Source organism: Polaromonas glacialis, assembly GCF_000709345.1.
GTDB lineage: Bacteria > Pseudomonadota > Gammaproteobacteria > Burkholderiales > Burkholderiaceae_C > Polaromonas > Polaromonas glacialis.
Genome location: NZ_KL448323.1, coordinates 1,492,615 through 1,519,605, shown reverse-complemented (window position 1 = coordinate 1,519,605; position 26,991 = coordinate 1,492,615). Strand labels below are relative to the sequence as shown.

Here is a 26,991-nt window from a genome sequence, read left to right as displayed (position 1 = left end):
CATACCAACTGTGCGCTAAAGGCCTATTTGATGCTTAAAGGTCGTTTGCTGCTAAAAACGAATGCGCTTTTAGTCTTCGCAGCGTTGGCCCGCCCATCTGCCTGTGTGTGTTTCCCCCCGTTTTGAAGGTGTTGACCATGGCGACTACCGAACCCCTCGATGCTTCCATTTCCCTGCAATGGAACGACCAGTTCCTGCTGGGCTACACGCCGATTGACGAGGTGCATCAGGAATTCGTTGACCTGATCGGCCTGATGCAGCGCGCAGAAGATGACGCGCTGCCGGCCTTGCTGGCGGAGTTTGCCATGCACCTGCGGCAGCACTTCGAGATGGAAAACGAATGGATGCTGACCACCGAATTCCCGCCCCGGGGATGCCACATGGACGAGCATGCGGCGGTGATGCAGTCGGTCGAGGAAGTGCAGGGCCTGCTGGCGCAAGGTGATGTGGCGATCTGCCGCGATCTGGTGGCGCAGCTGGCCCAGTGGTTCCCCCAGCACGCGGACCAGCTCGATTCGGCCCTGGCGCACTGGATGTTCAGCCGGACCATGGGCGGCAAGCCGGTGGTGCTCAGGCGCGGCTTGTCCCTGCGCTAGTGTCGCGTCAGGCGCAAACTGCCGGTTCTCGCTGGCCATCGCCGCGCATCGCCGCGTTGCAGCCCTTGCCAAGGCTTCAGCCCTGGCTGCGGTCTGCGCCTTGCGCTGCACGCCGCTGGCGACGCGATCTCCCGACACTATGTGCCTGACAGGGCACTGGTCAAGCCTCGGCGCCGGCAGGCGGCGGCGGGCTATCGGCCAGCAGTTTTTCAGCCGCCTGCGCGCGGTACACCTCGTCGATCAGCGAGCGCAGCAGCACGATGTCCTCCGACTGGTCGTTCAGCCGCGTACACATGATGATGGGCGAGACCGCGCTGGATTCGAGCAGCGGGCGGTACACCACCTCGTCGCGCCGCAGCCGCTGCGCGCTGGCAGGCACCACGCACACGCCCATGCCTGACGCGACCAGGCCCAGCGCAGTCTGCATTTCCTGCACCTCGTGGACTGTCATCGGCTCGACGCCCTTGTCACGAAACAGCGACAGCACCTGGTCGGCGTAGCTCGGCCGGGGCGAGCGCGGGTAAATCAGCAGCGTGTATGGCACGGCCGCCAGCAGGCTCAAGGGCGTGGCGGCGCCGGCCAGCGGATGCTCGGCCGGAATGGCGAGCACCAGCGGCTCTTCGCGCAGCACCTCGCGCTTGACGCGCGGATCGTCCAGCCGCAGCCGGCCAAAGCCCACGTCGATGCGCCCGGCGTTGAGCGCCTCGTTTTGTTCCACCGAGAGTTTTTCCACCAGCACCAGCTCGGTCTGCGGCTTGACGGCGCGAAACAGCCGGGCAATGCGCGGCAGCGCGCCGTACATGGTCGAGGGCACAAAGCCGATCACCAGCCGCCGCTCCACCTGGGCAATGCGCCGCGTCATGGTGACGGTCTCGTTGACCTGCTCCAGCAGGCGCACGGCGCGGGCATAAAAAAAGCGTCCCGCTTCGGTCAGCCGCAGCGGCCGGGCATCGCGTTCCAGCAGCTTCATGCCGATCTCGTCTTCAAGCTGCTGGATCTGCCGGCTCAGCGGCGGCTGCGAGATGTGCAGCCGCTCGGCTGCCCGGGTGAAGCTGCGTTCTTCGGCCACGGCCACGAAATACTTGAAGTGCCGAAAATCCATTGCATGCCTTTTAGGTATGAAGTAGGTCCAAAACGGTCTTGGATATCCGCGCCACTTTATTCCAGAATCGACCCAGGAACAAAAAAAACAGACCTTGCTGAAGTGCCGCCTGACCGGTTGCCTTCAGGGCACTGCCAACCCGCCACCCCTGGGTTGAAGCAATCGCCAAAGGTTCTTTCCCGCAAGGAAAGAGAGACAAGCAACAAGAAAATTGATCCATGCGGCGGCGAGTCGCCGCATCCAGTGCGTCTGTGTGGGCAATGCGAGGGTGGGTCGGAAGCCAGGGCTTGATTGCCTTGCGGCATTGTTTCCAGACCCCATCGCCTTGCATGCCGAAAACGCATAAATTTTTCCTGTGGCAATGCACCAATCAATGCATCGTTGCAGGGGTTCCATGCAAACGAGACAAGAACGGAGACTATTTTTATGAGCATCCCTACGCACACTTCCAGCGTCCAGAATCGACTCGATGGCATGCTGGTCGAAGACAAAGAGCAGCACATCTATCAGCTCAATCGCGCCGCCTTCACCGATCCCGAGCTGTTCGAGCTGGAGGTCAAGCACCTGTTTGAAGCCAACTGGATCTACCTGGCCCACGAAAGCCAGATTCCGGACAACAACGACTATTTCACGACCTATATCGGCCGCCAGCCCATCGTGATCACGCGCAACAAGCAGGGCCAGCTCAACGCCCTCATCAACGCCTGTTCGCACCGGGGCGCCACGCTGGCCCGCCGCAAAAAGGGCAACAAGGCCAACTTCACCTGCACCTTCCACGGCTGGACCTTCAACAACAGCGGCAAGCTGCTCAAGGTCAAGGACGGCAACGACGCGGGCTACCCCGAGTCCTTCAACAAGGAAGGCAGCCATGACCTGAAGAAGATTGCGCGCTTTGAGAGCTACCGGGGTTTCCTGTTCGGCAGCCTGAACGACGATGTCAAGCCGCTGTCCGAATTCCTGGGCGAAGCCACCAAGATCATCGACATGATCGTGGACCAGTCGCCCGAGGGCCTGGAAGTGCTGCGCGGCGCATCCACCTACACCTACGACGGCAACTGGAAACTGCAGACCGAAAACGGCGCCGACGGCTACCACGTCAGCTCGGTGCACTGGAATTACGCGGCCACCACCAACCACCGCAAGCAAAGCGAAGCCGGCGACAACGTCAAGGCGATGGACGCGGGCAGCTGGGCCAAGCAGGGCGGCGGCTTTTATTCCTTCGAGCATGGCCACATGCTGCTGTGGACCAAGTGGGCCAACCCGGAAGACCGTCCGGCCTATGCCATCCGGGGCGAACTGGTTGAAAAATTCGGCCAGGCCCGCGCCGACTGGATGATCAACCACTCGCGCAACCTGTGCCTGTACCCCAACGTGTACCTGATGGACCAGTTCGGCTCGCAGATCCGCGTGCTGCGCCCGATCTCGGTGGACAAGACCGAAGTCACCATCTACTGCATCGCGCCCAAGGGCGAATCGGCCGAGGCGCGCACCCGCCGCGTGCGCCAGTACGAAGACTTCTTCAACGCCACCGGCATGGCCACGCCCGACGACCTGGAAGAGTTCCGCGCCTGCCAGCAAGGCTATGCCGGCATTGCCCTGCCCTGGAACGACATGTGCCGCGGCGCGACCCACTGGGTCGAAGGCGCCGATGCCGCCGCCCGGGAAATCGATTTGCACCCCACGCTCAGCGGCGTCAAGACCGAGGACGAGGGCCTGTACACCGAACAGCACCGCTACTGGCTCGAAGCCATGCAGCGCGCCGTTGGCGTCGTTGATTCCGAAAAAGCCTGAACACGCCTGAAAAAGACTGAGAGACAAGCCATGACCATGACGATTGACCAAGTTCAAGCCTTCCTCTACCGCGAAGCCCGTCTGCTCGACGACCGGCAGTGGGACGAGTGGCTGACCTGCTACGCGCCGGATGCCGAATTCTGGATGCCCGCCTGGGACGACGACGGCGAGATGACGCGCGACCCGCAATCCGAAATTTCGCTGATCTACTACGCCAACCGGGGCGGCCTGGAAGACCGGGTGTTCCGCATCAAGACCGAGCGTTCGGCCGCCAGCATGCCCGAGCCGCGCACCGGCCATCACCTCTCGAATGTCGAGATCGTGTCGCAGGACGGCAGCGAGGTGCAGGTGCGCTTCAACTGGCACACGCTGAGCTACCGCTACAGCATGACGGACAGCTACTTCGGCACCTCGCACTACACGCTTGATGTGTCAGGCGCGCAGCCGGTGATCAAGCGCAAGCGCGTCGTGCTGAAAAACGACTACATCCACCACGTCATCGACGTTTATCACATCTGAGTGGAAAGGAAAAACACTATGAGCCACCATATCGCGTTGCAGTTTGAAGACGGCGTGACCCGCTTCATAGACGCTTCCCCCCTTGAAACCGTCGCCGATGCGGCCTACCGCCAGGGCGTGAACCTGCCGCTGGACTGCCGCGATGGCGCCTGCGGCACCTGCAAGTGCTTTGCCGAGTCCGGCCAGTTCACGATGGGCGAGTACATCGACGACGCGCTGACCGAGGAAGAGGCCGCCGAAGGCTTCGTGCTGACCTGCCAGATGCGTGCGCAAAGCAATTGCGTCGTCCGCGTGCCGTCGTCGTCCAGCGTCTGCCGCACCCAGCAGGCCAGCTACGAAGCGGCCATCAGCGAGGTGCGCCAGCTCTCGCCCAGCACGATTTCCCTGTCGGTCCAGAGCGACGCGCTGAACAAGCTGGCTTTCCTGCCCGGCCAGTACGTCAACCTGCAGGTGCCCGGCAGCGCCCAGACCCGCGCCTATTCGTTCAGTTCGCTGATCAAGGACGGCCAGGTGTCCTTTTTGATCCGCAATGTGCCCGGCGGCCTGATGAGCAGCTACCTGACGGCCCTGGCCAAGCCTGGCGAGCGCATGACGCTGGCCGGCCCGCTGGGCAGCTTTTACCTGCGCGACATCAAGCGGCCGGTGCTGATGCTGGCCGGCGGCACCGGCCTGGCGCCCTTCACCGCCATGCTGGAGAAAATCGCCGAGCAGGGCAGCGCGCATCCGCTGCACCTGATTTATGGCGTGACGCACGACGCCGACCTGGTGGACATGGACAAGCTCGAAGCCTTTGCGGCCCGCATCCCGAACTTCACCTTTGCCGCCTGCGTGGCCAGCGCCGAGAGCCGCCAGCCGAAAAAAGGCTATGTGACGCAGCACATCGAGCCCGCCCACCTGCACGACGGCAATGTGGACATCTACCTGTGCGGCCCGCCGCCCATGGTCGAGGCGGTCAACCACTTCATCCGTGAACAAGGCATTCAGCCGGCGAGCTTTCACTACGAAAAATTCGCCGCCAGCGCCTGATTGCGCTGTTCATCCTTCCATTCTTCAAGAAGTCATCATGAATCCACGTTTTCACAACAAGGTCGCGGTGGTCACCGGCGCGGCCCAGGGCATTGGCCGCAGCGTGGCCTTGCGCCTGGCCGGCGAAGGCGCCCGCCTGGTGCTGGTTGACCGCTCCGATCTGGTCTATGAGCTGCGCGATGAACTGCTGGCTACGTCCACCGACTTGCTCGCGCTGACGGCCGACATGGAAAAAAGCGCCGACTGCCAGCAGGTCATGCAATCCGCCATCGAGCGCTTCGGCCGGCTGGACATCCTGATAAACAACGTCGGCGGCACCATCTGGGCCAAGCCGTTCGAGCATTACCAGGTGGACGAGATCGAGGCCGAAGTGCGCCGCTCGCTGTTCCCGACCCTGTGGTGCTGCCATGCGGCTTTGCCCCAGATGCTCAAACAGGCCAGCGGCGCGATTGTCAACGTGTCGTCGATTGCCACGCGCAGCCTCAACCGCGTGCCCTATGGCGCGGCCAAGGGCGGTGTCAATGCGCTGACGGCTTGTTTGGCGATGGAGACGGCCGAGCGTGGCGTGCGCGTCAATGCGGTCGCCACGGGCGGCACCGAGGCGCCGCCGCGCCGCATTCCGCGCAACGCGGCCGAGCAGACTCCGCAGGAAAAAGTCTGGTACCAGCAAATCATCGACCAGACCCTTTCGTCGAGCCTGATGAAGCGCTACGGCACGATTGACGAGCAGGTCAGCGCCATCTTGTTCCTCGCCTCCGACGAGGCTTCCTACATCACCGGCGTCACGATGCCGGTGGGCGGCGGCGATCTCGGCTGAGGCCATTTTTTCATCCACTTAAGCAGGACGCCAAGAATCCTGTCCCCTCAATATCCCTACAAGCGAGACAAATACCATGCGACAAATTGACGTTCACAAGCTGTCCGACGAGGCCCGATTCAATGGCTTTCACGGCAAGGTGCTGCTCTGGTGCGCCCTGATCATCATTTTTGACGGCTACGACCTGGCCGTGGCCGGAATCGCGCTGCCATCGATCATGAAGGAGATGGGCGTGACCGCCCAGAACGCCGGCTTCATGGTCAGCTCGGCCCTGTTCGGCATGATGTTCGGCGCCATTTTCCTGGGCACCATCGCCGACAAGATCGGCCGGCGCAAGGCGATTGCGATCTGCATTTTCCTGTTCAGCGTGTTCACCGCCGCCGCCGGTTTTACCGACAACCCCTACACGTTCAGCGCGATGCGCTTCCTGGCCGGCCTGGGCATTGGCGGCGTCATGCCCAACCTGGTGGCGCAGATGACCGAGTATTCACCCAAGAGGATTCGCTCCACGATGGTCACGCTGATGTTCAGCGGCTATGCCGTCGGCGGCATGCTGGCCGCCTTGCTGGGCAAGGGGCTGATCGAGTCCTACGGCTGGGCGTCCGTCTTCCTGGCCGCCGGTGTGCCGGTGCTGCTGATCCCGTTCATCCTGAAGTCGATGCCCGAGTCGATGCCCTTCCTGATCAAGGAAAACCGGCTGGACGAGTTGAAGAACATCGTCTCGCAGATGTCGCCCGGCTACCGGCCCCAGGCCGATGACCGCTTCGCGCTGCCCTCGGCGGACAAGGCCCAGGGCGCGCCGGTCGGCAAGCTGTTCCAGGACGGACGGGGTTTTAGCACCCTGATGTTCTGGATCACCTTCTTCATGTGCCTGTTCATGGTCTATGCGCTCAGTTCGTGGCTGACCAAGCTGATGGCGGGCGCCGGCTACAGCCTGGGTTCGGCGCTGACCTTCGTGCTGGTGCTGAACTTCGGCGCCATGATCGGCGCGGTCGGCGGCGGCTGGCTGGCCGACCGCTTCCACATCAAGTATGTGCTGGTGGGCATGTATGCGCTGGCGGCGGTGTCGATCACGCTGCTGGGCTTCAAGGTGCCGAACGAAGTGCTGTTCCTGCTGGTCGGGCTGACCGGTGCCTCGACGATTGGCACGCAGATCGTCACCTATGCCTATGCCGGCCAGTTCTACCCGATGGCGATCCGCTCGACCGGCATTGGCTGGGCGTCGGGCGTGGGCCGCAGTGGCGCCATCCTGGCGCCCATCGTGATCGGCACGCTGGTGGGCATGTCGCTGCCGCTGGAGCAGAACTTCATGGCCATTGCCATTCCCGCGGTGATCGCGATGATTGCCGCGTCGATGATCAACCACCGCCGCTCCGCATCGGCCAGCCATGACAGCGTGAGCGTGCTGACGCCTGCGGCTTCAGCGATGGCGGCCAAGTAAGCAGCAAGCGCTCCGGTTCTTGCGGACCCGGGCGAATTTTTTGAACCCGCAGGTAACTTTTAAGCATCAAATAGGTCTTTTCCGCAGTTCTGGTATGCGCAAGCAGCTATGAATTAAGTAGCAAAAAGCTGTCAGGCCCCTTGCGCGCCGTGATGGTGGGGTTGCAGCGGTGTTTGTGTTCGAGGGCAGCATTTTCATGAAAAAAGACTTTTCCCTGTCAGCCGTCACGGCAGGTTTCCTGGCCGTGCTGATTTCCTATGCCGGGCCGCTGGTGATCTTTTTCCAGGCCGGCCAAAGCGCCCACGTCTCGGCCGAAATGATGTCGTCCTGGGTCTGGGCCATCTCCATCGGCGCCGGGCTGTCGGGCATCTTGCTGAGCGGGTGGCTCAAGGTGCCGGTCATCACGGCCTGGTCCGCGCCGGGCACGGCCTTGCTGGTGACCTTGTTCCCCGCCATCACGCTGGAGCAGGCCGTCGGGGCCTACCTGGTGTCGGCGGTCATGATCTTCATCATTGGCGTGTCCGGTTATTTTGACAAGCTGGTGCAGGCCATCCCCAAGGGCATTGCCAGCGCCATGATGGCGGGCATCTTGTTCCAGTTCGGCGTCGGCGCGTTCCAGGCGGTCGGCGCCATGCCGGCATTGACCTTTGCCATGATCGGCACCTATCTGCTGTTCAGACGCTTGCTGCCGCGCTATTGCCTGGTGATCCTGCTGGTGGTCGGCCTGGCGCTGGCGGTGGCCGTCGAGGGCGTGAGCCTGGCTGGCGTCACCTGGACCCTGGCCCGCCCGGTGTTCATCAAGCCCGAGTGGACCTGGGGCGCCACCTTGAGCCTGGCGCTGCCGCTGGTGCTGGTCAGCGTGACGGGGCAGTTCCTGCCGGGCATGGCCATCTTGCGCAGTTCGGGCTACGGCACGCCGGCGCGTCCCATCATCATCACGACCAGCCTGGCCTCCCTTGGCGTGGCGTTTTTCGGCGGCATCACGATTGTGATCGCGGCCATCACGGCGGCGCTGTGTACCGGCAAGGATGCGCATGAAGACCCCAAAAAACGCTACGTGGCCGGCATTGCCAACGGCGTGTTTTACCTGGTGGGCGGCTGCTTTGCCGGCACCATCATCCTGTTTTTTGCGGCCTTGCCCAAGGAACTGATCGCCGTGCTGGCCGGGCTGGCCCTGCTGGGCGCGATTGGGGGCAGCGTGGCCGATGCCATGAACGACGCCAATCACCGGGAAGCATCGGTCATCACCTTTCTGGCCACCGCCTCAGGCATGTCGTTCTGGGGCCTGGGGTCGGCGTTCTGGGGCATGGTGATTGGCGTGGTGGCCTATTTGCTGCTGCACAAGCCATGGCTTGTGCCTGCAAAGGCGAGGCTTTGATGATGGCTTGAGGCGCAAGCTTCAATCTTTTTCGCGCTGCTTTTGTTCATCGGGTTGCAGCGCAGCAGCCGGGAAATGCTGCGCTTATGACGTACAAATAGCAGCTTGTCTTTTTCATGTAAAAACGTTTTCAGGAGACGCATCAAGTGATCAATAAAATTTCCGCCTCGATTGCCGAGGCCCTGGCGGATACGCCAGACGGCGCCACGGTGCTGATCGGTGGCTTCGGCACCGCCGGCATTCCCATCGAACTCATCGACGGGCTGATAGAGCAGGGCGCGCGCGACCTGACGGTGGTCAACAACAACGCCGGCAACGGCGACACCGGGCTGGCCGCGCTGCTCAAGACCGGGCGCGTGCGCAAGATCATCTGCAGCTTTCCGCGCCAGGCCGATTCTTTCGTGTTCGATGCGCTTTACCGCAGCGGCCAGATCGAACTCGAACTGGTGCCCCAGGGCAACCTGGCCGAGCGCCTGCGCGCCGCCGGCGCCGGCGTGGGTGCTTTCTTCACGCCCACCGGCTTTGGCACCGAGCTGGCCAGGAACGCCGACGGCAGCGCCAAGGAAACCCGCGTCATCGACGGCAAGCCGTATGTGCTGGAGTTCCCGATCTACGGCGACGTGGCCCTGATCAAGGCCGAAAGCGGCGACCGCTGGGGCAACCTGGTGTACCGCAAGGCGGCGCGCAACTTCGGCCCGGTGATGGCCACGGCCGCCAGGCGCACCATTGCCACCGTGCACCAGATTGTCGAACTTGGGGCGCTCGACCCCGAAGCCATCGTCACGCCGGGCATCCATGTGTCCAGGATTGTCAGGATTGACCACGTCGCCACCGAAGCCGGTGGTTTCAAGCAAGCCGCCTAAGCTGAAGAACCCCCATGAGCCACTACACCAAACGCACCAAGGACGAGCTGGCCAAGCGCGTCGCCCAGGACATCTTCGATGGCGCTTACGTCAACCTCGGCATCGGCATGCCGACCCAGGTCGCCAACCATATTCCTGCAGGCAGGGAAGTCGTGCTGCACAGCGAAAACGGCATCCTCGGCATGGGACCGGCGCCCGCTGCGGGCCAGGAAGACTTCGACTTGATCAACGCCGGCAAACAGCCCGTGACGCTGCTTGCCGGCGGCGCCTACTTTCACCATGCCGACAGCTTTGCCATGATGCGCGGCGGCCACCTGGACATTTGCGTGCTGGGCGCCTTTCAGGTGTCCAGCACGGGCGACCTGGCCAACTGGAGCACCGGCGAGCCCGGCTCCATTCCGGCCGTGGGCGGCGCCATGGACCTGGCCATCGGCGCCAAGCAGACCTGGGTCATGATGGATTTGCTGACCAAAAAAGGCGACAGCAAGGTGGTGCGCGAATGCACCTATCCGCTCACCGGCATTGGCTGCGTCAAGCGCATCTATTCCGAGCTGGCGACGCTCGAATGCACGCCGCAGGGCTTGACGCTCATCGACAAGGTCGAGGGGCTGGAGCTTGCCGAACTCGAACGCCTGCTGGGCCTGCCCATCCAGGCCTGAACCTGTACCACCCTCCAAGGAGAAAACCATGATGACCCAAGCTTTTATCTGCGACGCCATCCGCACCCCCTTTGGCCGCTACGGCGGCGCCCTGAGCAGCGTGCGCGCCGACGACCTGGGCGCCATTCCGATCCGGGCGCTGATGGCGCGCAACCCGAACGTGGACTGGCAGGTCCTCACCGACGTGATTCTGGGCTGCGCCAACCAGGCCGGCGAGGACAACCGCAACGTTGCCCGCATGAGCGCATTGCTCGCGGGCCTGCCGCCGGAAGTTCCCGGCGGCACGGTCAACCGCCTGTGCGGCTCCAGCCTGGATGCGCTGGGCACCGCCGCACGCGCCATCAAGTCGGGCGAGGCCGGTTTGATGATTGCCGGCGGCGTCGAGAGCATGAGCCGCGCCCCCTTCGTCATGCCCAAGGCCGAAAGCGCCTTCAGCCGCAGCAACGCGGTGTACGACACGACGATTGGCTGGCGCTTCGTCAACCAGCTGATGAAAGCGCAATACGGCGTGGACTCCATGCCCGAAACCGCCGAGAACGTGGCCGTGGACTTCAAGATCGAGCGCGAAGCGCAAGACCGCATGGCCATGAACAGCCAGCTGCGCGCCGTGGCCGCGCAACAGGCCGGCCACCTGGCGCGCGAGATCATCCAGGTGAGCATCCCGCAGAAAAAGGGCGATGCCATTGTGGTGGACACGGACGAGCACCCGCGCGCCACCAGCCTGGAAGCGCTGGCCCGGCTCAAGGGCGTGGTGCGCCCGGACGGCAGCGTGACCGCCGGCAATGCCAGCGGCGTCAACGACGGCGCCTGCGCCCTGTTGCTGGCCGATGAAGCCAGCGCCGCCAAAAACGGCCTGACGCCGCGCGCCCGCGTGGTCGGCATGGCGACTGCCGGTGTGGCGCCGCGCATCATGGGCATCGGTCCGGCGCCGGCGACCGAAAAAGTGCTGGCGCTCACGGGCCTGAAGCTCGAACAGCTCGATGTCATCGAGCTGAACGAAGCATTTGCCGCGCAAGGCCTGGCCGTGCTGCGCATGCTGGGTCTGCAAGACGACGACGAACGCGTCAACGCCTGGGGCGGCGCGATTGCCCTGGGCCACCCGCTGGGCGCGTCCGGTGCGCGCCTGGCGACCACGGCCATCAACCGCTTGCACGCCACGGGCGGACGTTACGCGCTGTGTACCATGTGCATCGGCGTGGGGCAGGGCATCGCGGTCATTCTTGAGCGGGTTTGACGCCAGCAGCCCCGCTGGCCTGCCCGATCGCATGGACCTGTTTGGCGCCAGCGAATGCGAGCGCTGCATTCGCCATGGCGGTTATTGCCAGTCAGGGCGATTTCGCTCATGGAGATGGACTGAACTGAACTGAAAACGGGTTTACCCGTTGAGCTGCTGCTCCAGCTGGTGCAGCACCTGGTAGCAGGCCAAGACCTTGCCGACGCTGGAATTGGGCTCGCGGCCTTCGCGGATGGCGGCGAAAAATTCGCGGTCCTGCAGCTCGATGCCGTTCATGCTGACGGCCACCTGGCTGACGTCGATCTTTTCTTCCTTGCCGGTGAACAGGTCGTCGTAGCGCGCCTGGTAGGTGGCCGTGTCGCCGATGTAGCGGAAGTGGGTGCCCAGCGGTCCGTCGTTGTTAAAGCTCAGGCTCAGCGTGCAGATGGCGCCGCTGGCGGCCTTGAGCTGGATCGACATGTCCATCGCAATGCCCAGCACCGGGTGGATCGGCCCCTGCACGGCGTTGGCCTGCACGATGGGGCTGTTGCACTGGTAGGCGAACAGGTCCACGGTGTGCGCGGCATGGTGCCACAGCAGGTGATCGGTCCAGCTGCGCGCCTGGCCGAGCGCATTGGTGTTGGTGCGGCGGAAAAAATAGGTCTGCACATCCATCTGCAGGATGTTGAACCTGCCGGCTGTGATCTGCTGGTTGACGTACTGGTGGCTGGGGTTGAAGCGCCGGGTGTGGCCGCACATGGCGACCAGGCCGGTCTGCTTTTGCAGCGCCACGACGTCCCCGGCGCCCTTGAGGGTGTCGGCCAGCGGAATTTCCACCTGTACATGCTTGCCGGCGCGCAGGCAGGCCAGGGTCTGCTCGGCATGCATCTGGGTTGGCGTGCAGAGGATGACGGCATCGACTTCCGGCAAGGCCAGCGCATCGGCCAGGTCGGTGGAGACATGCTTGATGCCGTATTTGTCAGCCACTTCCCGGGTCTTGTCCAGGTCGCGGCTGATCAGCGAGACGACTTCCACGCCGTCGATGTTCTTGATGCCGTCGAGGTGCTTGATGCCGAAGGCGCCCGCGCCCGCCAGGGCGACTTTGATGGTTTTGCTCATTTAGGTATTTTCCAGAATCAGGTGGCCGACGGCCGTGTTGGATGCGGGTACATGATAAAAACGATGCTTTACGCTGACTGGGTGTGCGCTGACAGCTACACTTTTCGTAGCACTTGGCGCTGCGGCGACTAGCGGCGCCGGGTCCACATCGTCCATTGCGCCACGCGCAATCAGCCACATGACGAGCTCGATGCCTTCGGAGCCGGCTTCGCGCACATAGTCGATGTGCGGCACGCTGGCCTGGCCTTCTGGGTCGGCAATCAGGCGGTCGAGGAAGGCGTTGTCGAATTCCCTGTTGATCAGCCCGGCGCGCGGACCCTGCAGCTGGTGGCTCATGCCGCCCGTGCCCCATATCTGCACGTTCAGCGGCTGGTCGAATGACTCGATCGCCTTGCGGATCGCCTTGCCCAGGTTGAAGCAGCGCCTGCCCGAAGGCACCGGATACTGCACCACATTGACGGCAAACGGAATCACCGGGCAGGGCCAGCGGAAATCGTCCGCCGGGGGCTGGCCGAACATGAGACTGAGCGGCACGCTCAAGCCGTGGTCCACGTCCATCTTGTTGACGATGGTCAGGTCGAAATCGTCCTGGATCACCGACTGCGCGATGTGCGCGGCCAGTTCCGGGTGGCCGATCACGGTGGGCACGGGGCGCGGCCCCCAGCCTTCGTCGGCCGGCTGGAACTCGGCCGCCGTGCCGATGGCGAAGGTCGGAATCATGTCCAGGCTGAAGGCTGTGGCGTGGTCGTTGTAGACCAGGAAAATGACGTCGGGCGGGTTGTCCTTGATCCACTGTTTCGAATACTCGTAGCCCTTGAACACGGGCTGCCAGTAGGGCTCGTTGCTTTTGCCCAGGTCCAGCGCGGCGCCGATGGCCGGGACATGGGAGGTGTAGACGCTGGCGGTGATCTTGGCCATTCAGGCGCTCGCTTTCTGGTTCGTTTTACCTTGCGGCTGGTGCTGGGCCTGCGCGTCGCCGTCCTCGCCGACAACGCGGTTGCCTTCGGCAGAGCGCCCGCCAGCGATCATCATGTCGCGGTATTCCTCTTCCGTCATGCCGGTCATGGAGCCGGCCATTTGCTGGAAGCTCTTGCCGTCGGTCGCGCCGATCTTGGCCAGAAAGTAAATGTTGCCGCCCAGGCTGATGCACTTGTTTAGATCGCGGGCCAGCACAGCCAGCTTCTGGTCTTCGGTCATGGCCCATTCGTCGAGGTAGGCGCGCTCGTCGGCCTTGAAGCGCTCGCGGTTCTCGGCCTTCATCAGCGACATGCAGAACTGGTTCAGGTGGTAGCCCTTGCGCGATTGATCGGCATCAAAAATCGTGGTGCCGGGAACGTCGAGGTAGTTTTTTTGAAGTGACATAAATTCCCTACAGTCAGTTGGGGACAGAGCAAAATTGCTGCGCAATTCTTGGTCTGTCCCACAAGGTTTCAGAATTCCTCTGGCCAGTACAGGCGCATCGGATTAGCGACCAGCAGTTTTTGCTGAAGTTCGGGTGTGGTGGCGATGTGCGGGATGAAATCGACCAGCAGGCCGTCGTCGGGCATGTGGTCTTTCAGGTTCGGGTGCGGCCAGTCGGTGCCCCACAGCACGCGATCCGGGAATTCCTCCACGATGCGCCTGGCGAACGGAATCACGTCGGTATAGGCGTTTTGCTCGCCACTCAAAGCCTTCGGGCCGGTCAGCGACAGGCGCTCGGGGCAGCTGACCTTGCTCCAGACGTTCGGGTGTTCGCGCATGAACTTGACGAACAGCGCGAACTCCGGGCCATCGACCGGCTGGCTGACGTCGGGGCGGCCCATGTGATCGACCACCACATCGGTCGGCAGGATGGTGAAGAAGTCCCACAGCTCGGGCAAATCAACCGCCTCGAAGTAGATCACCACATGCCAGCCCAGCGGCTTGATGCGGTTGGCGATTTCGATCAGCTCTTCCTTGGGCGTGAAATCGACCAGCCGCTTGACGAAATTGAAGCGCACGCCGCGCACGCCGGCGGCATGCATGGCCTGCAGTTCTTCATCGGTCACGCTGCGCTTGACGGTGGCCACGCCGCGCGCCTTGCCGCCCGAGTTGACCAGCGCATCGACCATGGCGCGGTTGTCGGCGCCGTGGCAGGTGGCCTGCACGATAACGTTACGCGCAAAGCCCAGGTGGTCGCGCAGCGCGTAGAGCTGGGCCTTGGACGCGTCGCAGGGCGTGTACTTGCGTTCGGGCGCAAAGGGAAACTCGGCGCCAGGGCCGAACACGTGGCAATGCGCATCCACGCTGCCGGCGGGCACCTGGAAGCGCGGTTTGCTCGGGCTGGCGTACCAGTCGAGCCAGCCGGGGGTTTTAGTGAATTCCATGGTTTTCTTTCGGTTTTATTTCGCCGCTGGAACTGCTTCAGTCGATGTACTTGAGGCCGGCTTTTTCCAGCGGCTCGCGCATCTTGTACATGTCCAGCCCCAGCACGCCGGCGGCGAACTTCTCGCGTTTTTCGCCTTCGAAGCTTTCACGCTTTTCGGCGGCGTCGGCGACTTCCTGGGCCATGGCGGCAGGAACCACGACAACACCGTCGGCATCGGCAATCACCACATCGCCCGGAAAGACCAGCGCGCCGGCGCAGATCACCGCAATGTTGACCGAGCCGAGTGTGGCCTTGATCGTGCCCTTGGCATGAATGGCGCGGCTGAACACCGGGAAACCCATCTTTTCCAGCTCGTCCACATCGCGCACGCCGGCGTCGATGATCAGGCCCATCGCGCCGCGCGCCTGGAAGGACGTGGCCAGCAGGTCGCCGAAAAAACCGTCGAAATTGTCTGTCGTGCAGGCGGCCACGGCCACATCGCCGGGCTGGAGTTGCTCGGCGGCGACATGCATCATCCAGTTGTCGCCGGGCTGCAGCAGGATGGTCACGGCCGTGCCGCAGATCTTCGCGCCCTTGTAGATCGGCCGCATATAGGGCTTCATCAGCCCGACGCGGCCCATGGCCTCGTGGATGGTGGCGACGCCGAATTTCGAGAGTTTTTCGACCGCCGCCTTGTCGGCGCGAACGATGTTGCGCTTGACGACGCCGAGTTGGTTCATGCTCATGTTTGTCTCCGTTTCAGTTATTGGTTCTTGGCCTTCAGGGCCGCGTCCAGGCGCGGGAACACCCGGCGGGCGTTACCTTCGTAAATCTGGAAGCGGTCGTCGGCGCTGAGAATCCTGGACGCTTCGATGTAGCGCTTGGTGTCGTCGTAGTAGTGGCCGGTCTGCGGGTCGATGCCGCGTACCGCGCCGATCATCTCGGACGCAAACAGCACGTTTTTCACCGGAATCACGGTGTTGAGCAGGTCGATGCCAGGCTGGTGATAAACGCAGGTGTCGAAAAAGATGTTGTTCAGCAGGTGCTCTTCGAGCAGTGGCTTTTTGAGTTCCTGCGCCAGGCCCCGAAAGCGTCCCCAGTGGTAGGGCACCGCGCCGCCGCCGTGTGGAATCAAAAAGCGCAGCGTCGGGAAGTCCTTGAACAGGTCGGACGTGAGGCACTGCATGAAGGCGGTGGTGTCGGCGTTCAGGTAATGCGCGCCGGTGGTGTGAAAGCACGCATTGCAAGAGGTGGACACATGGATCATCGCCGGGATGTCGTGTTCGACCATCTTTTCATAGATCGGGTACCAGCTTCGGTCGCTCAGCGGCGGGCTGGTCCAGTGCCCGCCCGACGGATCGGGGTTCAGGTTGATGCCGACATTGCCATATTCCTTGACACACTTTTCCAGCTCGGGAATGCAGCTGGCCGGGTCCACGCCGGGCGACTGCGGCAGCATCGCGGCCGGGATGAAATTGTCGGGGAACAGCTGCGCGACGCGAAAGCACAGCTCGTTGCAGATCGCCGCCCAGGTCGCGGACACGTTGAAGTCGCCGATGTGGTGCGCCATGAAGCTGGCGCGCGGGCTGAAGATGGTCAGGTCGCTGCCGCGCTCCTTCATCTTGGCCAGCTGGTTCAGCTCGATGGACTCGCGCAGCTCGTCGTCGCTGATCTTCAGGTCGCTGACCTTGGGGCTAAGCGACGGGTCCTTGATGCCGGCAATCTGGCGGTTGCGCCAGTCTTCCAGCGCCTTGGGCGCGGTGGTGTAGTGGCCGTGGCAGTCGATGATCATGGGGTCTCCTGGTTGCAAAAACAGTAAAAATTCTGGAAGCGCCATAAAAGTTTCAATCGGCAGGCACTTCGCCTTCGCTTGCGGCCATGGATCGAGCAGGAAAAGGAGCGCCGTCCCAAGCCCGTCAGGCGGGCTCCATGCCTTGGCGACGCTTGACCTCCATCGCCTCAGGGGAATTCATGTCGTCCAGCATGGCGCGCACGGCTGAGGCCATCGGCGAGCCGGTGCATACGCCGGCGGAAAAGGTGGTGATGATCTGGATCTCAGGCGGCAACGGGCCCAGCACCGTGATGCCTTCGAGGTTGATGAGTTCGCTGAACTGCTGAAAGCCCAGCTCGACCTCGCCGCGCGCCACCAGGCTGCCCACGGGAATGCCCGGCGGGGCCTGCACGATGCGGCCCTGAATCTCCCCGGCAATGCCCCAACGCTCGAACAATCTAGCCAGCGCCACGCCGCTGGGGCCGGTCGAATAGCTGATGCTGCGCGCGGCCAGCACAGCCTGTCGCAGCGCAGCTTCGGTCGAGATGTCGGGCTGGCGCGCCTCCGCGCGCACCGCCACCGCCACGCCCGAGCGGACCAGGTCCACTTTGGAGCCGGCCTGCACGCAGCCGGCAGCCACCAGCTTGTCGATCGCATCGGACGCCAGGATGACCACGTCAAAAGCCTCGCCAGCCTGAACGCGCCGCGCCGCATCGACCCCGCCCACCGATTCGATGGCCACGCGCCAGCCCGTGCGGCGCTGGAACGCATCCACCAACTCAGCCAGAACCTGGCGCATGGCCATGGAGGAGATACCTTTGATTTCGGTCTTCATGGCAGACAATTTAGTGAGCATTTCATCATCCCGTAATTGTCAGACGAAGACATGTGTTGCATAACGGGAGATATGTTCTAGCTGATATACCATCTTGGCATTACTCGAATTTAGCTATGCAAATTTAATCTCGGCATGGATTTAAAACAACTCGAATACTTTGTGCGCGTGGCCGAACTCGGCAGCTTTACCCGTGCGTCGATCGCGCTTGATGTGGCGCAACCGGCGCTCAGCCGGCAGGTGCGGCTTTTGGAGGTCGAACTGCGCCAGAGCCTGCTGGTGCGCAACGGTCGCGGCGCCACGCCCACCGAAGCCGGCAAGTTGCTGCTGGCGCATGGACGCGGCATTCTTCACCAGGTCGAGCGCGCGCGCGAAGAACTGGGCCGGGTGCGCGGTTCGCTGGCCGGCCGGGTCGCCATCGGCCTTCCGCCCACGCTGGCCCGGGTGCTGACCGTGCCACTGACGCGCGCTTTTCGCCAGCAACTGCCTGATGCCCAACTGTCCATCAGCGAAGGCCTGTCCACCGTGATGCAGGAATGGCTGCTCAACGGGCGGCTGGACATTGCAGCGCTCTACAACGCCCAGCCAGCCGCCGGCATCGAAATGACGCCCTTGATTGATGAAGACCTGCTCCTGGTGCAGGCCCGGCCACCCGGTTTGGCCGAAGATCCGCCGCCCGGGGCCATCGCGCTCAGGCAAGTGGCCAGGCTGCCGCTGGTCATTCCCAGCCGGCCAAACGCCATCCGCATGCATGTCGAAGCCGAAATGGCGGGCATTGGCTGCCGGCCCCTGATTGCGCTGGAGATCGATGGCGTATCGGCCATTCTTGACCTGGTGGCCGATGGCGCAGGCTGCGCCCTGTTGTCGCGCAATGCCGTTGCCAGTTCGGTAAGGCCTTCTGCGTTCACCACGCGCCCGGTTTGCGATCCGCCGCTGCGCACGCGGCTATCGCTGGTCAGCAGTTCATTGCGGCCCGCCACGCTGACGCAGCAGTCAACTTTGGCACTGATCCAAAGCATCGTAAAGGCTCGACTCGTTAGTTCATGACGCAACACTGGACAGGCCACGCGTGAAAAACACGCAAGTCCTTGTTCTGTCCTGGGAATTTCCAGACCGCGCGCAAAAATGCGCGCCTGAACCTGATGATTGTGGACACAACTACCACGGTGTCGGCATGCTGGCCGAACAGGCCGCCGAAGCTTTTGAGTGGTGGCGTGGCGTGCGGCCCGATACCCGAGTGGGGATCGAGAAACTGACCGTTGCGCCGGTCTGAGGAAACCGCCAAGCGGGCGCCAGCGGCCTATACTTTGCGAATGAACGAAACAGTACATTCGCTGCCGGCGAAAACCGCTTTAACTGCACGAAAAACCCGCACGCCAACGCGTGCAGCAAGTCCGGCAACGCTGCCGGCCGCCAGCGTGGCGCCATCGCGCACCAATGATCCGGCCCGCACCATGGCCGGCATCCTGGAAGTGGCGACCACCGAGTTTGCAGAGAAGGGCCTGAGCGGCGCGCGTATCGACGAGATCGCCGCCGCCACCAAGACCAGCAAGCGCATGATTTACTACTATTTCGGCAGCAAGGAAGGCCTGTACCTGGCCGTGCTGGAAGAGTCGTACCGGCGCATGCGCAACATCGAGGCAAAACTCAACCTGGACGACCTGCCGCCCGAGGACGCCTTGCGCCGCCTGGTCGGCTTCACCTTCGACCACCACCATGGCAACCAGGCCTACATCCGGCTGGTGATGTCGGAAAACATGGAGCGCGGCAGCTACCTGGCGCAGAGCAAGATCATCCAGGAGCTGAACGTGCCGGCCATCGGCGCCATCGACAAGCTGTACGCGCGCGGCGTGGTGCAGGGCGTGTTCCGGCCCGGCCTGGACACGATCGACATTCACGCCTCGATCTCGGCGCTGACGTTTTTCAACGTCTCGAACCAGCACACCTTCGGGCTGATCTTCAAGGGCGATACCCGCTCCGAACAGGCCCTGGCGGCGCGGCGCGACAGCATCATCGAGATGATCGTTCGCTTCATGCGCACGCCCTGACAGCGCTTGTCGCCGCGCGCCCGGCGATGTGATTTTTTTCCAGGCATAAGGGTTTTCACCCATAAATAAAACTAACCAGTTCGTACAAAATACGAGCCCAAGGAGACAACTATGCTTCAAAAACTCATCAACCACTACTGCCGGTTCCTGTCGTTCCTGATCGTGATCGCGCTGGCCGCCATGGTGGTGCTGGTGTTCACCAACGTGTTCCTGCGCTATGCCTTTAACTCGGGGATCACGGTGTCCGAAGAGCTGTCGCGCTGGCTGTTTGTATGGCTGACCTTCATGGGCGCCATCGTCGCGCTCAACGAGCACGGCCACCTGGGCACCGACTTTCTGGTCGGCAGGCTGCCGCTGTGGGGCAAGAAGCTGTGCCTGGGAATCGGCCATGTGCTGATGCTCTACATGGCGTGGCTGATCTTTCAGGGCACGCTGGCGCAGGTCAGGATCAACTGGGACTCGACCAGCGCGGCCATGGAGGTGTCGATGGCGATCTTCTACGGCTGCGGCCTGGTGTTTGCGGTGTCGGCCGCCGTCATTTTGCTCAATGAGCTGTGGCGCCTGGTGACCGGTCGGCTGACCGAAAGCGACCTGGCCATCCGCGAATCTGACGACATGCCGCACGGCGACCCTAAACCCCTGCCCTGAGCCCCACAAGGAACCACCATGACCATCTTTATCTTTCTGGGTTCGCTGCTGGGCGCCATGGCGCTGGGCATTCCCATCGCCTTTTCACTGCTGCTGTGCGGTGCCGCCCTGATGTGGCACATGGACATGTTCGACGCGCAGATCCTGGCGCAAAACGTCATCAACGGCGCCGACAGCTTTCCGCTGCTGGCCGTGCCCTTCTTCATGCTCGCCGGCGAGATCATGAACGCTGGCGGCATCTCGAGGCGCATCGTCGCCTTTGCCATGACGCTGGTCGGCCACGTCAAGGGCGGACTCGGCTATGTGGCGATCGTGGCGGCGGTGCTGATGGCCGCGCTGTCGGGTTCAGCCGTGGCCGACGCCGCTGCGCTGTCAGCCCTGCTGCTGCCCATGATGGTGGCTGCCGGCCATGACAAGGCTCGCTCGGCCGGCCTGCTGGCATCGGCGAGCATCATCGCGCCAGTGATTCCGCCGAGCATCGGCTTCGTGATTTTCGGCGTGGCCGCCAATGTGTCGATTTCCAAGCTGTTCCTGGCCGGCATCTTCCCGGGCATCCTGCTGGCCGTGTCGCTGGTCGGCACCTGGTGGTGGGTGGCCCGCAAGGAGCAGGTCAAGACGCCGCCGCGCAAGAGCCGCGCCGAGGTGCTGGTGGCGCTGAAGGACGCGACCTTTGCCCTGGTGCTGCCGGTGATCGTGGTGGTGGGCCTGAAGTTCGGCGTGTTCACGCCGACCGAGGCGGCGGTTGTCGCTGCCGTCTACGCGCTGGTGGTGTCCACCTTCATCTACAAGGAGCTGAAGTTCGGCCAGCTCTACCACCTGTTCCTGGCCGCCGCCAAGACGACTGCCGTCATCATGTTCCTGGTGGCTGCCGCCATGGTCTCGGCCTGGCTGATCACCGTGGCGCAGCTGCCCGATGAAATCGTCGCCCTGCTGCAGCCGCTGCTCGACAGCCCCAAGCTGCTGATGTTTGCCATCATGGTGCTGGTGATGCTGGTCGGCGCGGCCATGGACATGACGCCCACCATCCTGATCCTGACGCCGGTACTGATGCCCATCGTCAAGGCCGCCGGCATCGACCCGGTGTATTTTGGCGTGCTGTTCATCATCAACAATGCCATCGGCCTGATCACGCCGCCGGTCGGCACGGTGCTCAACACCGTCGCCGGCGTCGGCAAGATCGGCATGGACGAGGTGACGCGGGGCGTGTGGCCCTTCATGATTGCCCAGTTCACCATCATGTTCCTGATGGTGCTGTTCCCGCAGCTGGTCATGGTGCCCGCCAGCTGGTTCATCAACTGACAGGTTGCGCTTTTTTCGTACGGGACGTGCCTGGTACGCCATGCTCCCGAGCCTTACCTTGTTTGCGTACTGTGACCCTTCCATTCCATCAGGAGACAACCATGAAACGCATGATGATTAAAACGCTGGTAGCCGCCGCTGCCCTGGCCGCTTTCGGCATGGCCAGCGCGCAGGACATCAAGGAGCGGACCATCAAGTTCGCTACCCAGAATCCCAAGGGCCACCCCATCGTGACCGGCATGGAAAAGTTTGCCGAGGTCGTCAAGGCCAAGTCCGGCGGCAAGATCAAGGTCAACATCTTCCCGGGCGGCGTGCTCGGCGGCGATGCGCCCAATGTGTCGGCCCTGCAGGGCGGCACGCTGGAGATGGTCAGCATGAATTCGGGCATCCTGGCCAGCCAGGTCAAGGAATTCGCGATTTACGATTTCCCCTTCCAGTTCGCCAATGCCAGGGAAGCCGACTTCGTGGTCGATGGCCCGTTCGGCAAGATGATGCATGACAAGCTGCAGGAAAAAGGCATGATCGGCCTGACCTATTTCGAGCTGGGCTTTCGCAACATGACCAACAGCAAGCGGCCCATCAACAAGCTCGAAGACTTCGCCGGCCTGAAGATCCGCGTGATCCCGAACCCGATCAACCTGGACTGGGTCAAGGCGCTGGATGCCAACCCGACGCCCATGGCCTTCCCCGAGGTGTATGCCGCGCTCGAAGCCAAGGCGCTGGACGGCCAGGAAAACCCGCTGAACGTGATTCTGGCGAACAAGTTCGCCGAAGTGCAAAAGCACCTGACGATCACCAACCACGTCTACAACCCGCAGTCGGTCATCATCAGCAAGAAGTTCTGGGACACGCTCTCAAGCGCGGAAAAGAAGATCATCACCGACGCCGCGCTTGAAGCCACCAAGGCCCAGCGCCAGGCCTCGCGCGATGCCGCCGGCGGCACGCTGGACCAGCTCAAGAAGGCTGGCATGCAGGTGACCGAGCTGCCGCCCGCTGAAATCGCCCGGCTGCGCGACAAGATGCGCCCGGTGATTGCCAAGTATGCGGTGTCCGTGGGCCAGGACACGGTCAAGGCGATGCAGGATGAGCTGGCCAAGGTTCGCAAGTAAGCTGGCCCGGCACCTGACCCCACTCACCCGCTGCGGCCAGTCCGTACGGGTGAGGGACGCCTTTTTTTTCCTCTACTCATCGCAGGACAACCCCATGAAAATCCTCACGCTCAACGGCGTCAACCTGAACATGTTCGGCAAGCGCGACCCCAAGCAGTACGGCACCACCACGCTGGCCGAGATCGACGCCAGCCTGGCGGCGCTGGGCCAGGAACTGTGCACGGAAGTCGAATGCTTCCAGACCAACATCGAAGGCGAGATGTGCGAGCGCATCCACCGCGCGCATGGCGAAGGCGTGGACGCGGTGCTGATCAATGCCGGCGCCTGGACGCACTACAGCTACGGCATCCGCGATGCGCTGGCGATTTTGAAGTGCCCCATCGTCGAGGTGCATATGTCCAATATCCATGCACGCGAGCCGTTTCGCCATGTGTCGGTGCTGGCCGACATCGTGCGCGGCCAGATCTGCGGCTTTGGCGCCGACAGCTACCTGCTGGCGCTGCGCGCTGCCGTGTCGGCGGTACAGTCCGCCGCCAAGGCTTGACGCTTTCCAACCCGTTCCCAAGCGATCAACACCATGCGCCATTCAATCGCCACCGTCTCTTTGTCCGGAATGCTGCGCGAAAAGCTGCAGGCCGCTGCGGCGGCGGGCTTCGATGGCGTGGAAATTTTCGAAAACGACCTGCTGCAGTTCCCCGGCTCGCCGCGCGAGGTGCGCCAGATCTGCCGGGACCTGGGGCTGAGCATCGACCTGTTCCAGCCGTTTCGCGACTTCGACGCGGCTACGCCGGCGCAGCTGGCGCGCAACCTGGAGCGCGCCGAACGCAAATTCGACGTGATGCACGAACTCGGCACCTCGATGATCCTGGTCTGTTCCAGCGTGCAGCCCGACGCCCTGGGCGAAATTGCCCAGTTGGCCGAACAGTTCCATCAGCTGGCCGAGCGTGCCGGGCGGCGCGGCATGTTCATTGCCTACGAGGCGCTGGCCTGGGGCAGCCAGGTCAGGCGCTTTTCGCAGGTCTGGGAGGTGGTCAGGCGCGTCAACCATCCGAACCTGGGCATGACGCTGGACAGCTTTCACACGCTGGCGCTGCGCGACGACCCGTTGCCGATTGCGCAGCTGCCCGGCGACAAGATCTTTTTTGTCCAGCTGGCCGATGCGCCGTGGGTGAACACCGACGTCCTGAGCCACAGCAGGCACTACCGCTGCTTTCCCGGCCAGGGCGAGCTGGAGATCACGAAATTCACCCGCGCCGTGATTGACGCGGGCTACACCGGACCGCTGTCGCTGGAAGTCTTCAACGACGAATTCCGCGCCGCGCCGGCCCGGGCCAATGCGGTCGATGCCAAGCGCTCGCTGCTGTGGCTCGAAGACCAGGTGCGGCAAAGCCAGGCCCGCGATGGCGTGCCCTGCAAGATGCCGCTGTTCGCGCCGCCGCCCGCGCCCTTGCTCACCGGCTGGGCGTTTGTCGAGTTCGCCGTCGATCCGGCGGCAGGCAGCCGGCTGCAAGCCTGGCTGGAGGCCAGCGGCTTTCGGCGCATCGGCCGGCACCGCTCGAAAAAGGTCGATCTGTATGGCCAGGGCGAGGTGCGCATCATCGTCAACCTGGAAGAGGACTCGCTTGCCCGCACGCATTTCGAGTTGCACGGCACCTCGGCCTGCGCCGTGGCGCTGGCGACCAGCGATGTCGCCGGTTCGCTGGCGCGGGCAGAGGCCTTGCAGTGCCCGCATGTGAACGGCCGCGTGGGCGACAAGGAACTGACCATTCCGGCGGTGCGCGCGCCCGACGGCAGCCTGGTCTATTTCTGCGAAACGCCGCAGGCGGGCCGCTATGCCTTCGAAGCCGACTTTGCAATGGACGATTCCGAGCTGCGCGGCGGCGTGCTGGGTGACAGCGCCCGCTTCGACCACCTCGTGCAGGCCGTTCCGGCCGGCCAGGTCGAGCCCTGGGTGCTGTTTCACCGCGCGGTGCTGGGCCTGGTGCCCGAGCGCAACGTGGTGATGCATGACCCCTACGGCATCATCAGGAGCCGCGAGATCGAGTCCGGCGACCGGGCGGTGCGGACCTCCATCACCGTGTCCGAGCGCGACAACACCTCGGTGTCCCGGGCCGTGTCGAGCTTTCGGGGCGCGGGCGTGCAGCAGACCGCGCTGGCCGTTCCCGACCTGGTCGCGACGGCGCGCGCCTTGATGGGGCAGGGCGCGCCGCTGCTGCCGATTCCGGGCAACTACTACGATGACCTGGCGGCGCGCTACGACATCGACGCCGCGCTGCTGGCGGCGCTGCGCGAACTCGGCATCCTGTACGACCGCGAACCGAACGGCGGAGAGCTGCTGCAGCTCTACCTCACGCCCTTCGACGACCGTTTTCACTTCGAGCTGGTCGAACGCCGCAACGGGTATTCGGGTTACGGGGCGTCTAACTCGCCATTCCGCCTGGCTGCCATGGAGCAGTGGCGCCAGGCGCGCAGCGACGCCCCGCACCGGCCCTGAGCGCCGCAAGCACCTTTCATTGCCCGTCCAGTGCCAATCCAAATTGACGCTCGGCGGGCGCATATCCAGAGAAAAAATCATGATCAACGGCAACACCGAACTCATTGCCCACATCGGCTTCCCCACGCATGCTTTCAAGGCGCCGATGATCTACAACCCGTACTTCGAGCACATCGGCGTGAATGCCCGGGTCATGCCCATGGGCTGCCAGAGCGCCGACTACCCGGCCTTCCTGCGCGCCGTGTTCACGCTGACCAATATTCGCGGCGCCTTGATTACCATGCCGCACAAGGTCACGACCCTCGGACTGCTCGACCGCGTCACCCCGACCGTCGAAGTGGCCGGTTCGTGCAATGCGGTGCGGCGCGGCGCCGACGGCAAGCTCGAAGGCAACATGTTTGACGGCGAAGGCTTTGTGCGCGGCGTGCTGCGCAAGGGCTTGCGGCTGGACGGCGCGCGCGCGCTGGTGGTCGGCTGCGGCGGCGTCGGCTCGGCGATTGCCGCGTCGCTGGCCGCCAGCGGCATTGGCGCGATCAGCCTGTACGACATGCACACCGCGTCCTGCGAAAGCCTGGCCGGGCGGCTGAAAAAGCATTACCCCCTGCTCGACGTGTACACCGGCTCGAACGACCCGGCCGGCTTCGACCTGGTGGTCAACGCCACGCCGATGGGAATGAACGAGGGGGATGCGCTGCCGATGGACATCTCGCGCCTTGCTCCGACCACCTTCGTCGGCGAGGTCGTCATGCGCACCGAGATGACCGCGTTCCTCACCGCCGCGCAGGAGCGCGGCTGCCCGGTGCAGGTCGGCTCGGACATGCTGTTCGAGCAGATTCCGGCCTACCTGGAATTTTTCGGTTTCCCGACCACCACCGCCGACGTGCTGCGTTCACTCGCCGCGCTCAATTACTGACATCATGGAAACCGGCGGTCGGGCCAGCCTGGCCACCCGCTGGCGCCATTGACGCCAGAAACGCAATGACAGGCTTCAACCATTGAACAGGATCGCGACCATGAGCAACCCGACCCAGACCCCCGCCGCCGCGCCAGACCGCGAAGCGATTGCCCCGGCGCCGAACCCGCTGGGGCTCGACGGCATCGAGTTCATCGAATACGCCACGGCCAAGCCGCAGGCGCTGGGCCAGGTGCTGGAGATGATGGGCTTTCGCCCCATCGCCCGGCACCGTTCGCGCGAGGTGATGCTCTACCGCCAGGGCGGCATGAACGTCATCGTCGACGCGCACATTCCCGCCTTGCCCGGCGCTGGTGCGCCGGGCGACAAGCCGGTGCTTGCCGCCGTGGCGCTGCGCGTGCGCGATGCCGCCGCCGCGCATGCCCACGCGCTGGAAAAAGGCGCCTGGGCGGTGCCGCCGCGCGTCGAGGTCATGGAGCTGAACATCCCGGCCATCCACGGCGTCGGCACGAGCCGCATCTACTTTATTGACCGCTACGCCCAGTTCTCCATCTACGACGTGGACTTTGTCCCGATTCCGACGGTGGACCAGCATCCGCCGGAAGTGGCCGGGCTGCATTTTTTCGGCCTGGTGCAGTACATCGGCACCGACCGCAGCGACGACTGGACCGAGTTCTACCGCGAGCTGCTCGGCTTTGTCGAACTGCCCGCCGGCCAGCGCTTTGGCATCTTGCCCAAGGGGCGCATCCTGCGCAGCCCGTGCCCGGCAGGCTCGACGTTTTACCTGCAGCTGATCGAGCCCGACGCCAGCGTGCTGGAGGTCGAAGGTGAGGAAAGCCTGCAGCGCATCGGCCTGGGCTGCCCGGACGTGCTCGCCGCCGTGGCAGAACTTGGCCAGCGCGGCGTGGAATTCATCGAGTCGCGCGGCGTGCACACCGAAGGGCGCGGAGCACTGACCCGCACCTGGATGGGCAGCGTCAGCTTCGAGCTGGTCCACAACGCACGCTGATTCAGGCAGGAGAAC

At 63.5% G+C, this 26,991-nt stretch carries 27 protein-coding genes and 1 pseudogene; 20 read left to right on the top strand and 8 right to left on the bottom strand.

Annotated elements, in window-relative coordinates; all coding sequences use genetic code 11:
- Window positions 1-137: 137 nt before the first annotated feature.
- On the top strand, window positions 138-596 hold the full coding sequence (locus EC86_RS0107600; RefSeq protein ID WP_029525068.1) for a bacteriohemerythrin: 459 nt from the start codon (window positions 138-140) through the stop codon (window positions 594-596).
- A 160-nt stretch (window positions 597-756) separates the two neighbouring features.
- Here the strand turns inward: EC86_RS0107600 and EC86_RS0107595 are convergent, their stop codons facing one another.
- Window positions 757-1,698 (bottom strand): LysR family transcriptional regulator, encoded by a 942-nt coding sequence (locus EC86_RS0107595; RefSeq protein ID WP_029525067.1) that lies wholly within the window; start codon window positions 1,696-1,698, stop codon window positions 757-759.
- 426 nt (window positions 1,699-2,124) lie between these two features.
- On the opposite strand from EC86_RS0107595, the gene benA reads away from it, so the two are divergent.
- The 9 genes from benA to pcaF all read left to right on the top strand — a co-directional run bounded on the left by benA (window position 2,125) and on the right by pcaF (window position 11,426).
- Complete coding sequence (benA, locus tag EC86_RS0107585; RefSeq protein WP_029525066.1) at window positions 2,125-3,489, top strand: benzoate 1,2-dioxygenase large subunit; 1,365 nt, start codon at window positions 2,125-2,127, stop codon at window positions 3,487-3,489.
- Window positions 3,490-3,519: 30 nt separating this feature from the next.
- Complete coding sequence (gene benB / locus EC86_RS0107580) at window positions 3,520-4,008, top strand: benzoate 1,2-dioxygenase small subunit (RefSeq protein WP_029525065.1); 489 nt, start codon at window positions 3,520-3,522, stop codon at window positions 4,006-4,008.
- An 18-nt stretch (window positions 4,009-4,026) separates the two neighbouring features.
- Entirely contained in the window at window positions 4,027-5,034 is a 1,008-nt protein-coding gene (gene benC / locus EC86_RS0107575; protein ID WP_029525064.1) for a benzoate 1,2-dioxygenase electron transfer component BenC, read from the top strand.
- Between the two features lie 37 nt (window positions 5,035-5,071).
- Window positions 5,072-5,851 carry a 1,6-dihydroxycyclohexa-2,4-diene-1-carboxylate dehydrogenase gene (locus EC86_RS0107570; protein WP_029525063.1) on the top strand — a complete coding sequence of 260 codons (780 nt, stop codon included), beginning with the start codon at window positions 5,072-5,074 and terminating at the stop codon, window positions 5,849-5,851.
- Window positions 5,852-5,927: 76 nt separating this feature from the next.
- The gene (locus EC86_RS0107565) at window positions 5,928-7,292 is read left to right on the top strand and encodes an MFS transporter (protein ID WP_029525062.1); all 1,365 of its coding nucleotides are present in this window, start codon (window positions 5,928-5,930) and stop codon (window positions 7,290-7,292) included.
- Window positions 7,293-7,488: 196 nt separating this feature from the next.
- On the top strand, window positions 7,489-8,670 hold the full coding sequence (locus EC86_RS0107560) for a benzoate/H(+) symporter BenE family transporter (RefSeq protein ID WP_029525061.1): 1,182 nt from the start codon (window positions 7,489-7,491) through the stop codon (window positions 8,668-8,670).
- A 146-nt stretch (window positions 8,671-8,816) separates the two neighbouring features.
- Complete coding sequence (locus tag EC86_RS0107555; RefSeq protein WP_029525060.1) at window positions 8,817-9,533, top strand: 3-oxoacid CoA-transferase subunit A; 717 nt, start codon at window positions 8,817-8,819, stop codon at window positions 9,531-9,533.
- A gap of 14 nt (window positions 9,534-9,547) precedes the next feature.
- Window positions 9,548-10,192, top strand: a complete 645-nt coding sequence (locus EC86_RS0107550; protein ID WP_029525059.1) for a 3-oxoacid CoA-transferase subunit B — start codon at window positions 9,548-9,550, stop codon at window positions 10,190-10,192.
- Between the two features lie 31 nt (window positions 10,193-10,223).
- On the top strand, window positions 10,224-11,426 hold the full coding sequence (gene pcaF, locus EC86_RS0107545) for a 3-oxoadipyl-CoA thiolase (protein ID WP_029525058.1): 1,203 nt from the start codon (window positions 10,224-10,226) through the stop codon (window positions 11,424-11,426).
- A gap of 141 nt (window positions 11,427-11,567) precedes the next feature.
- On the opposite strand, the gene EC86_RS0107540 is transcribed toward pcaF, so the two are convergent.
- From EC86_RS0107540 to EC86_RS0107510, 7 genes are all read right to left on the bottom strand, one after another.
- Entirely contained in the window at window positions 11,568-12,524 is a 957-nt protein-coding gene (locus tag EC86_RS0107540) for a Gfo/Idh/MocA family oxidoreductase (RefSeq protein WP_029525057.1), read from the bottom strand.
- Window positions 12,525-13,442, bottom strand: a complete 918-nt coding sequence (locus tag EC86_RS0107535) for a class III extradiol dioxygenase subunit beta (protein WP_029525056.1) — start codon at window positions 13,440-13,442, stop codon at window positions 12,525-12,527. It abuts the gene before it with no gap.
- Window positions 13,443-13,886 (bottom strand): protocatechuate 4,5-dioxygenase subunit alpha, encoded by a 444-nt coding sequence (gene ligA / locus EC86_RS0107530; RefSeq protein ID WP_029525055.1) that lies wholly within the window; start codon window positions 13,884-13,886, stop codon window positions 13,443-13,445. It abuts the gene before it with no gap.
- A gap of 68 nt (window positions 13,887-13,954) precedes the next feature.
- The gene (locus tag EC86_RS0107525) at window positions 13,955-14,869 is read right to left on the bottom strand and encodes an amidohydrolase family protein (RefSeq protein ID WP_029525054.1); all 915 of its coding nucleotides are present in this window, start codon (window positions 14,867-14,869) and stop codon (window positions 13,955-13,957) included.
- Between the two features lie 37 nt (window positions 14,870-14,906).
- A complete protein-coding gene (gene ligK / locus EC86_RS0107520; RefSeq protein WP_408633916.1) occupies window positions 14,907-15,590 on the bottom strand; it encodes a 4-carboxy-4-hydroxy-2-oxoadipate aldolase/oxaloacetate decarboxylase in 684 nt (227 codons plus the stop codon).
- A gap of 23 nt (window positions 15,591-15,613) precedes the next feature.
- Window positions 15,614-16,642: an amidohydrolase family protein gene (locus EC86_RS0107515; protein ID WP_029525052.1), complete on the bottom strand. Its 1,029-nt coding sequence runs from the start codon at window positions 16,640-16,642 to the stop codon at window positions 15,614-15,616.
- 124 nt (window positions 16,643-16,766) lie between these two features.
- Entirely contained in the window at window positions 16,767-17,456 is a 690-nt protein-coding gene (locus EC86_RS0107510; protein WP_029525051.1) for a substrate-binding domain-containing protein, read from the bottom strand.
- Between the two features lie 135 nt (window positions 17,457-17,591).
- On the opposite strand from EC86_RS0107510, the gene EC86_RS0107505 reads away from it, so the two are divergent.
- The 10 genes and pseudogenes from EC86_RS0107505 (at window position 17,592) to EC86_RS0107460 (ending at window position 26,976) form a co-directional block, all read left to right on the top strand.
- Window positions 17,592-18,503, top strand: a complete 912-nt coding sequence (locus EC86_RS0107505; RefSeq protein ID WP_029525050.1) for a LysR substrate-binding domain-containing protein — start codon at window positions 17,592-17,594, stop codon at window positions 18,501-18,503.
- A gap of 118 nt (window positions 18,504-18,621) precedes the next feature.
- Window positions 18,622-18,729 (top strand): annotated as a pseudogene (aroE, locus tag EC86_RS28670) (shikimate dehydrogenase); the annotation flags it as partial.
- 40 nt (window positions 18,730-18,769) lie between these two features.
- Window positions 18,770-19,504 (top strand): TetR/AcrR family transcriptional regulator, encoded by a 735-nt coding sequence (locus EC86_RS0107495; RefSeq protein ID WP_029525049.1) that lies wholly within the window; start codon window positions 18,770-18,772, stop codon window positions 19,502-19,504.
- 111 nt (window positions 19,505-19,615) lie between these two features.
- The gene (locus EC86_RS0107490; protein ID WP_029525048.1) at window positions 19,616-20,152 is read left to right on the top strand and encodes a TRAP transporter small permease; all 537 of its coding nucleotides are present in this window, start codon (window positions 19,616-19,618) and stop codon (window positions 20,150-20,152) included.
- 18 nt (window positions 20,153-20,170) lie between these two features.
- Window positions 20,171-21,451, top strand: a complete 1,281-nt coding sequence (locus EC86_RS0107485; RefSeq protein WP_029525047.1) for a TRAP transporter large permease subunit — start codon at window positions 20,171-20,173, stop codon at window positions 21,449-21,451.
- Window positions 21,452-21,552: 101 nt separating this feature from the next.
- Window positions 21,553-22,560, top strand: a complete 1,008-nt coding sequence (locus EC86_RS0107480; protein WP_029525046.1) for a TRAP transporter substrate-binding protein — start codon at window positions 21,553-21,555, stop codon at window positions 22,558-22,560.
- A 94-nt stretch (window positions 22,561-22,654) separates the two neighbouring features.
- The gene (gene aroQ, locus EC86_RS0107475; RefSeq protein WP_029525045.1) at window positions 22,655-23,104 is read left to right on the top strand and encodes a type II 3-dehydroquinate dehydratase; all 450 of its coding nucleotides are present in this window, start codon (window positions 22,655-22,657) and stop codon (window positions 23,102-23,104) included.
- A 33-nt stretch (window positions 23,105-23,137) separates the two neighbouring features.
- On the top strand, window positions 23,138-25,054 hold the full coding sequence (locus EC86_RS0107470) for a bifunctional sugar phosphate isomerase/epimerase/4-hydroxyphenylpyruvate dioxygenase family protein (RefSeq protein ID WP_029525044.1): 1,917 nt from the start codon (window positions 23,138-23,140) through the stop codon (window positions 25,052-25,054).
- Window positions 25,055-25,133: 79 nt separating this feature from the next.
- Window positions 25,134-25,967 carry a shikimate dehydrogenase family protein gene (locus EC86_RS0107465; RefSeq protein WP_029525043.1) on the top strand — a complete coding sequence of 278 codons (834 nt, stop codon included), beginning with the start codon at window positions 25,134-25,136 and terminating at the stop codon, window positions 25,965-25,967.
- 100 nt (window positions 25,968-26,067) lie between these two features.
- The gene (locus EC86_RS0107460; RefSeq protein WP_029525042.1) at window positions 26,068-26,976 is read left to right on the top strand and encodes a 4-hydroxyphenylpyruvate dioxygenase; all 909 of its coding nucleotides are present in this window, start codon (window positions 26,068-26,070) and stop codon (window positions 26,974-26,976) included.
- The last annotated feature ends 15 nt before the right edge of the window (window positions 26,977-26,991 follow it).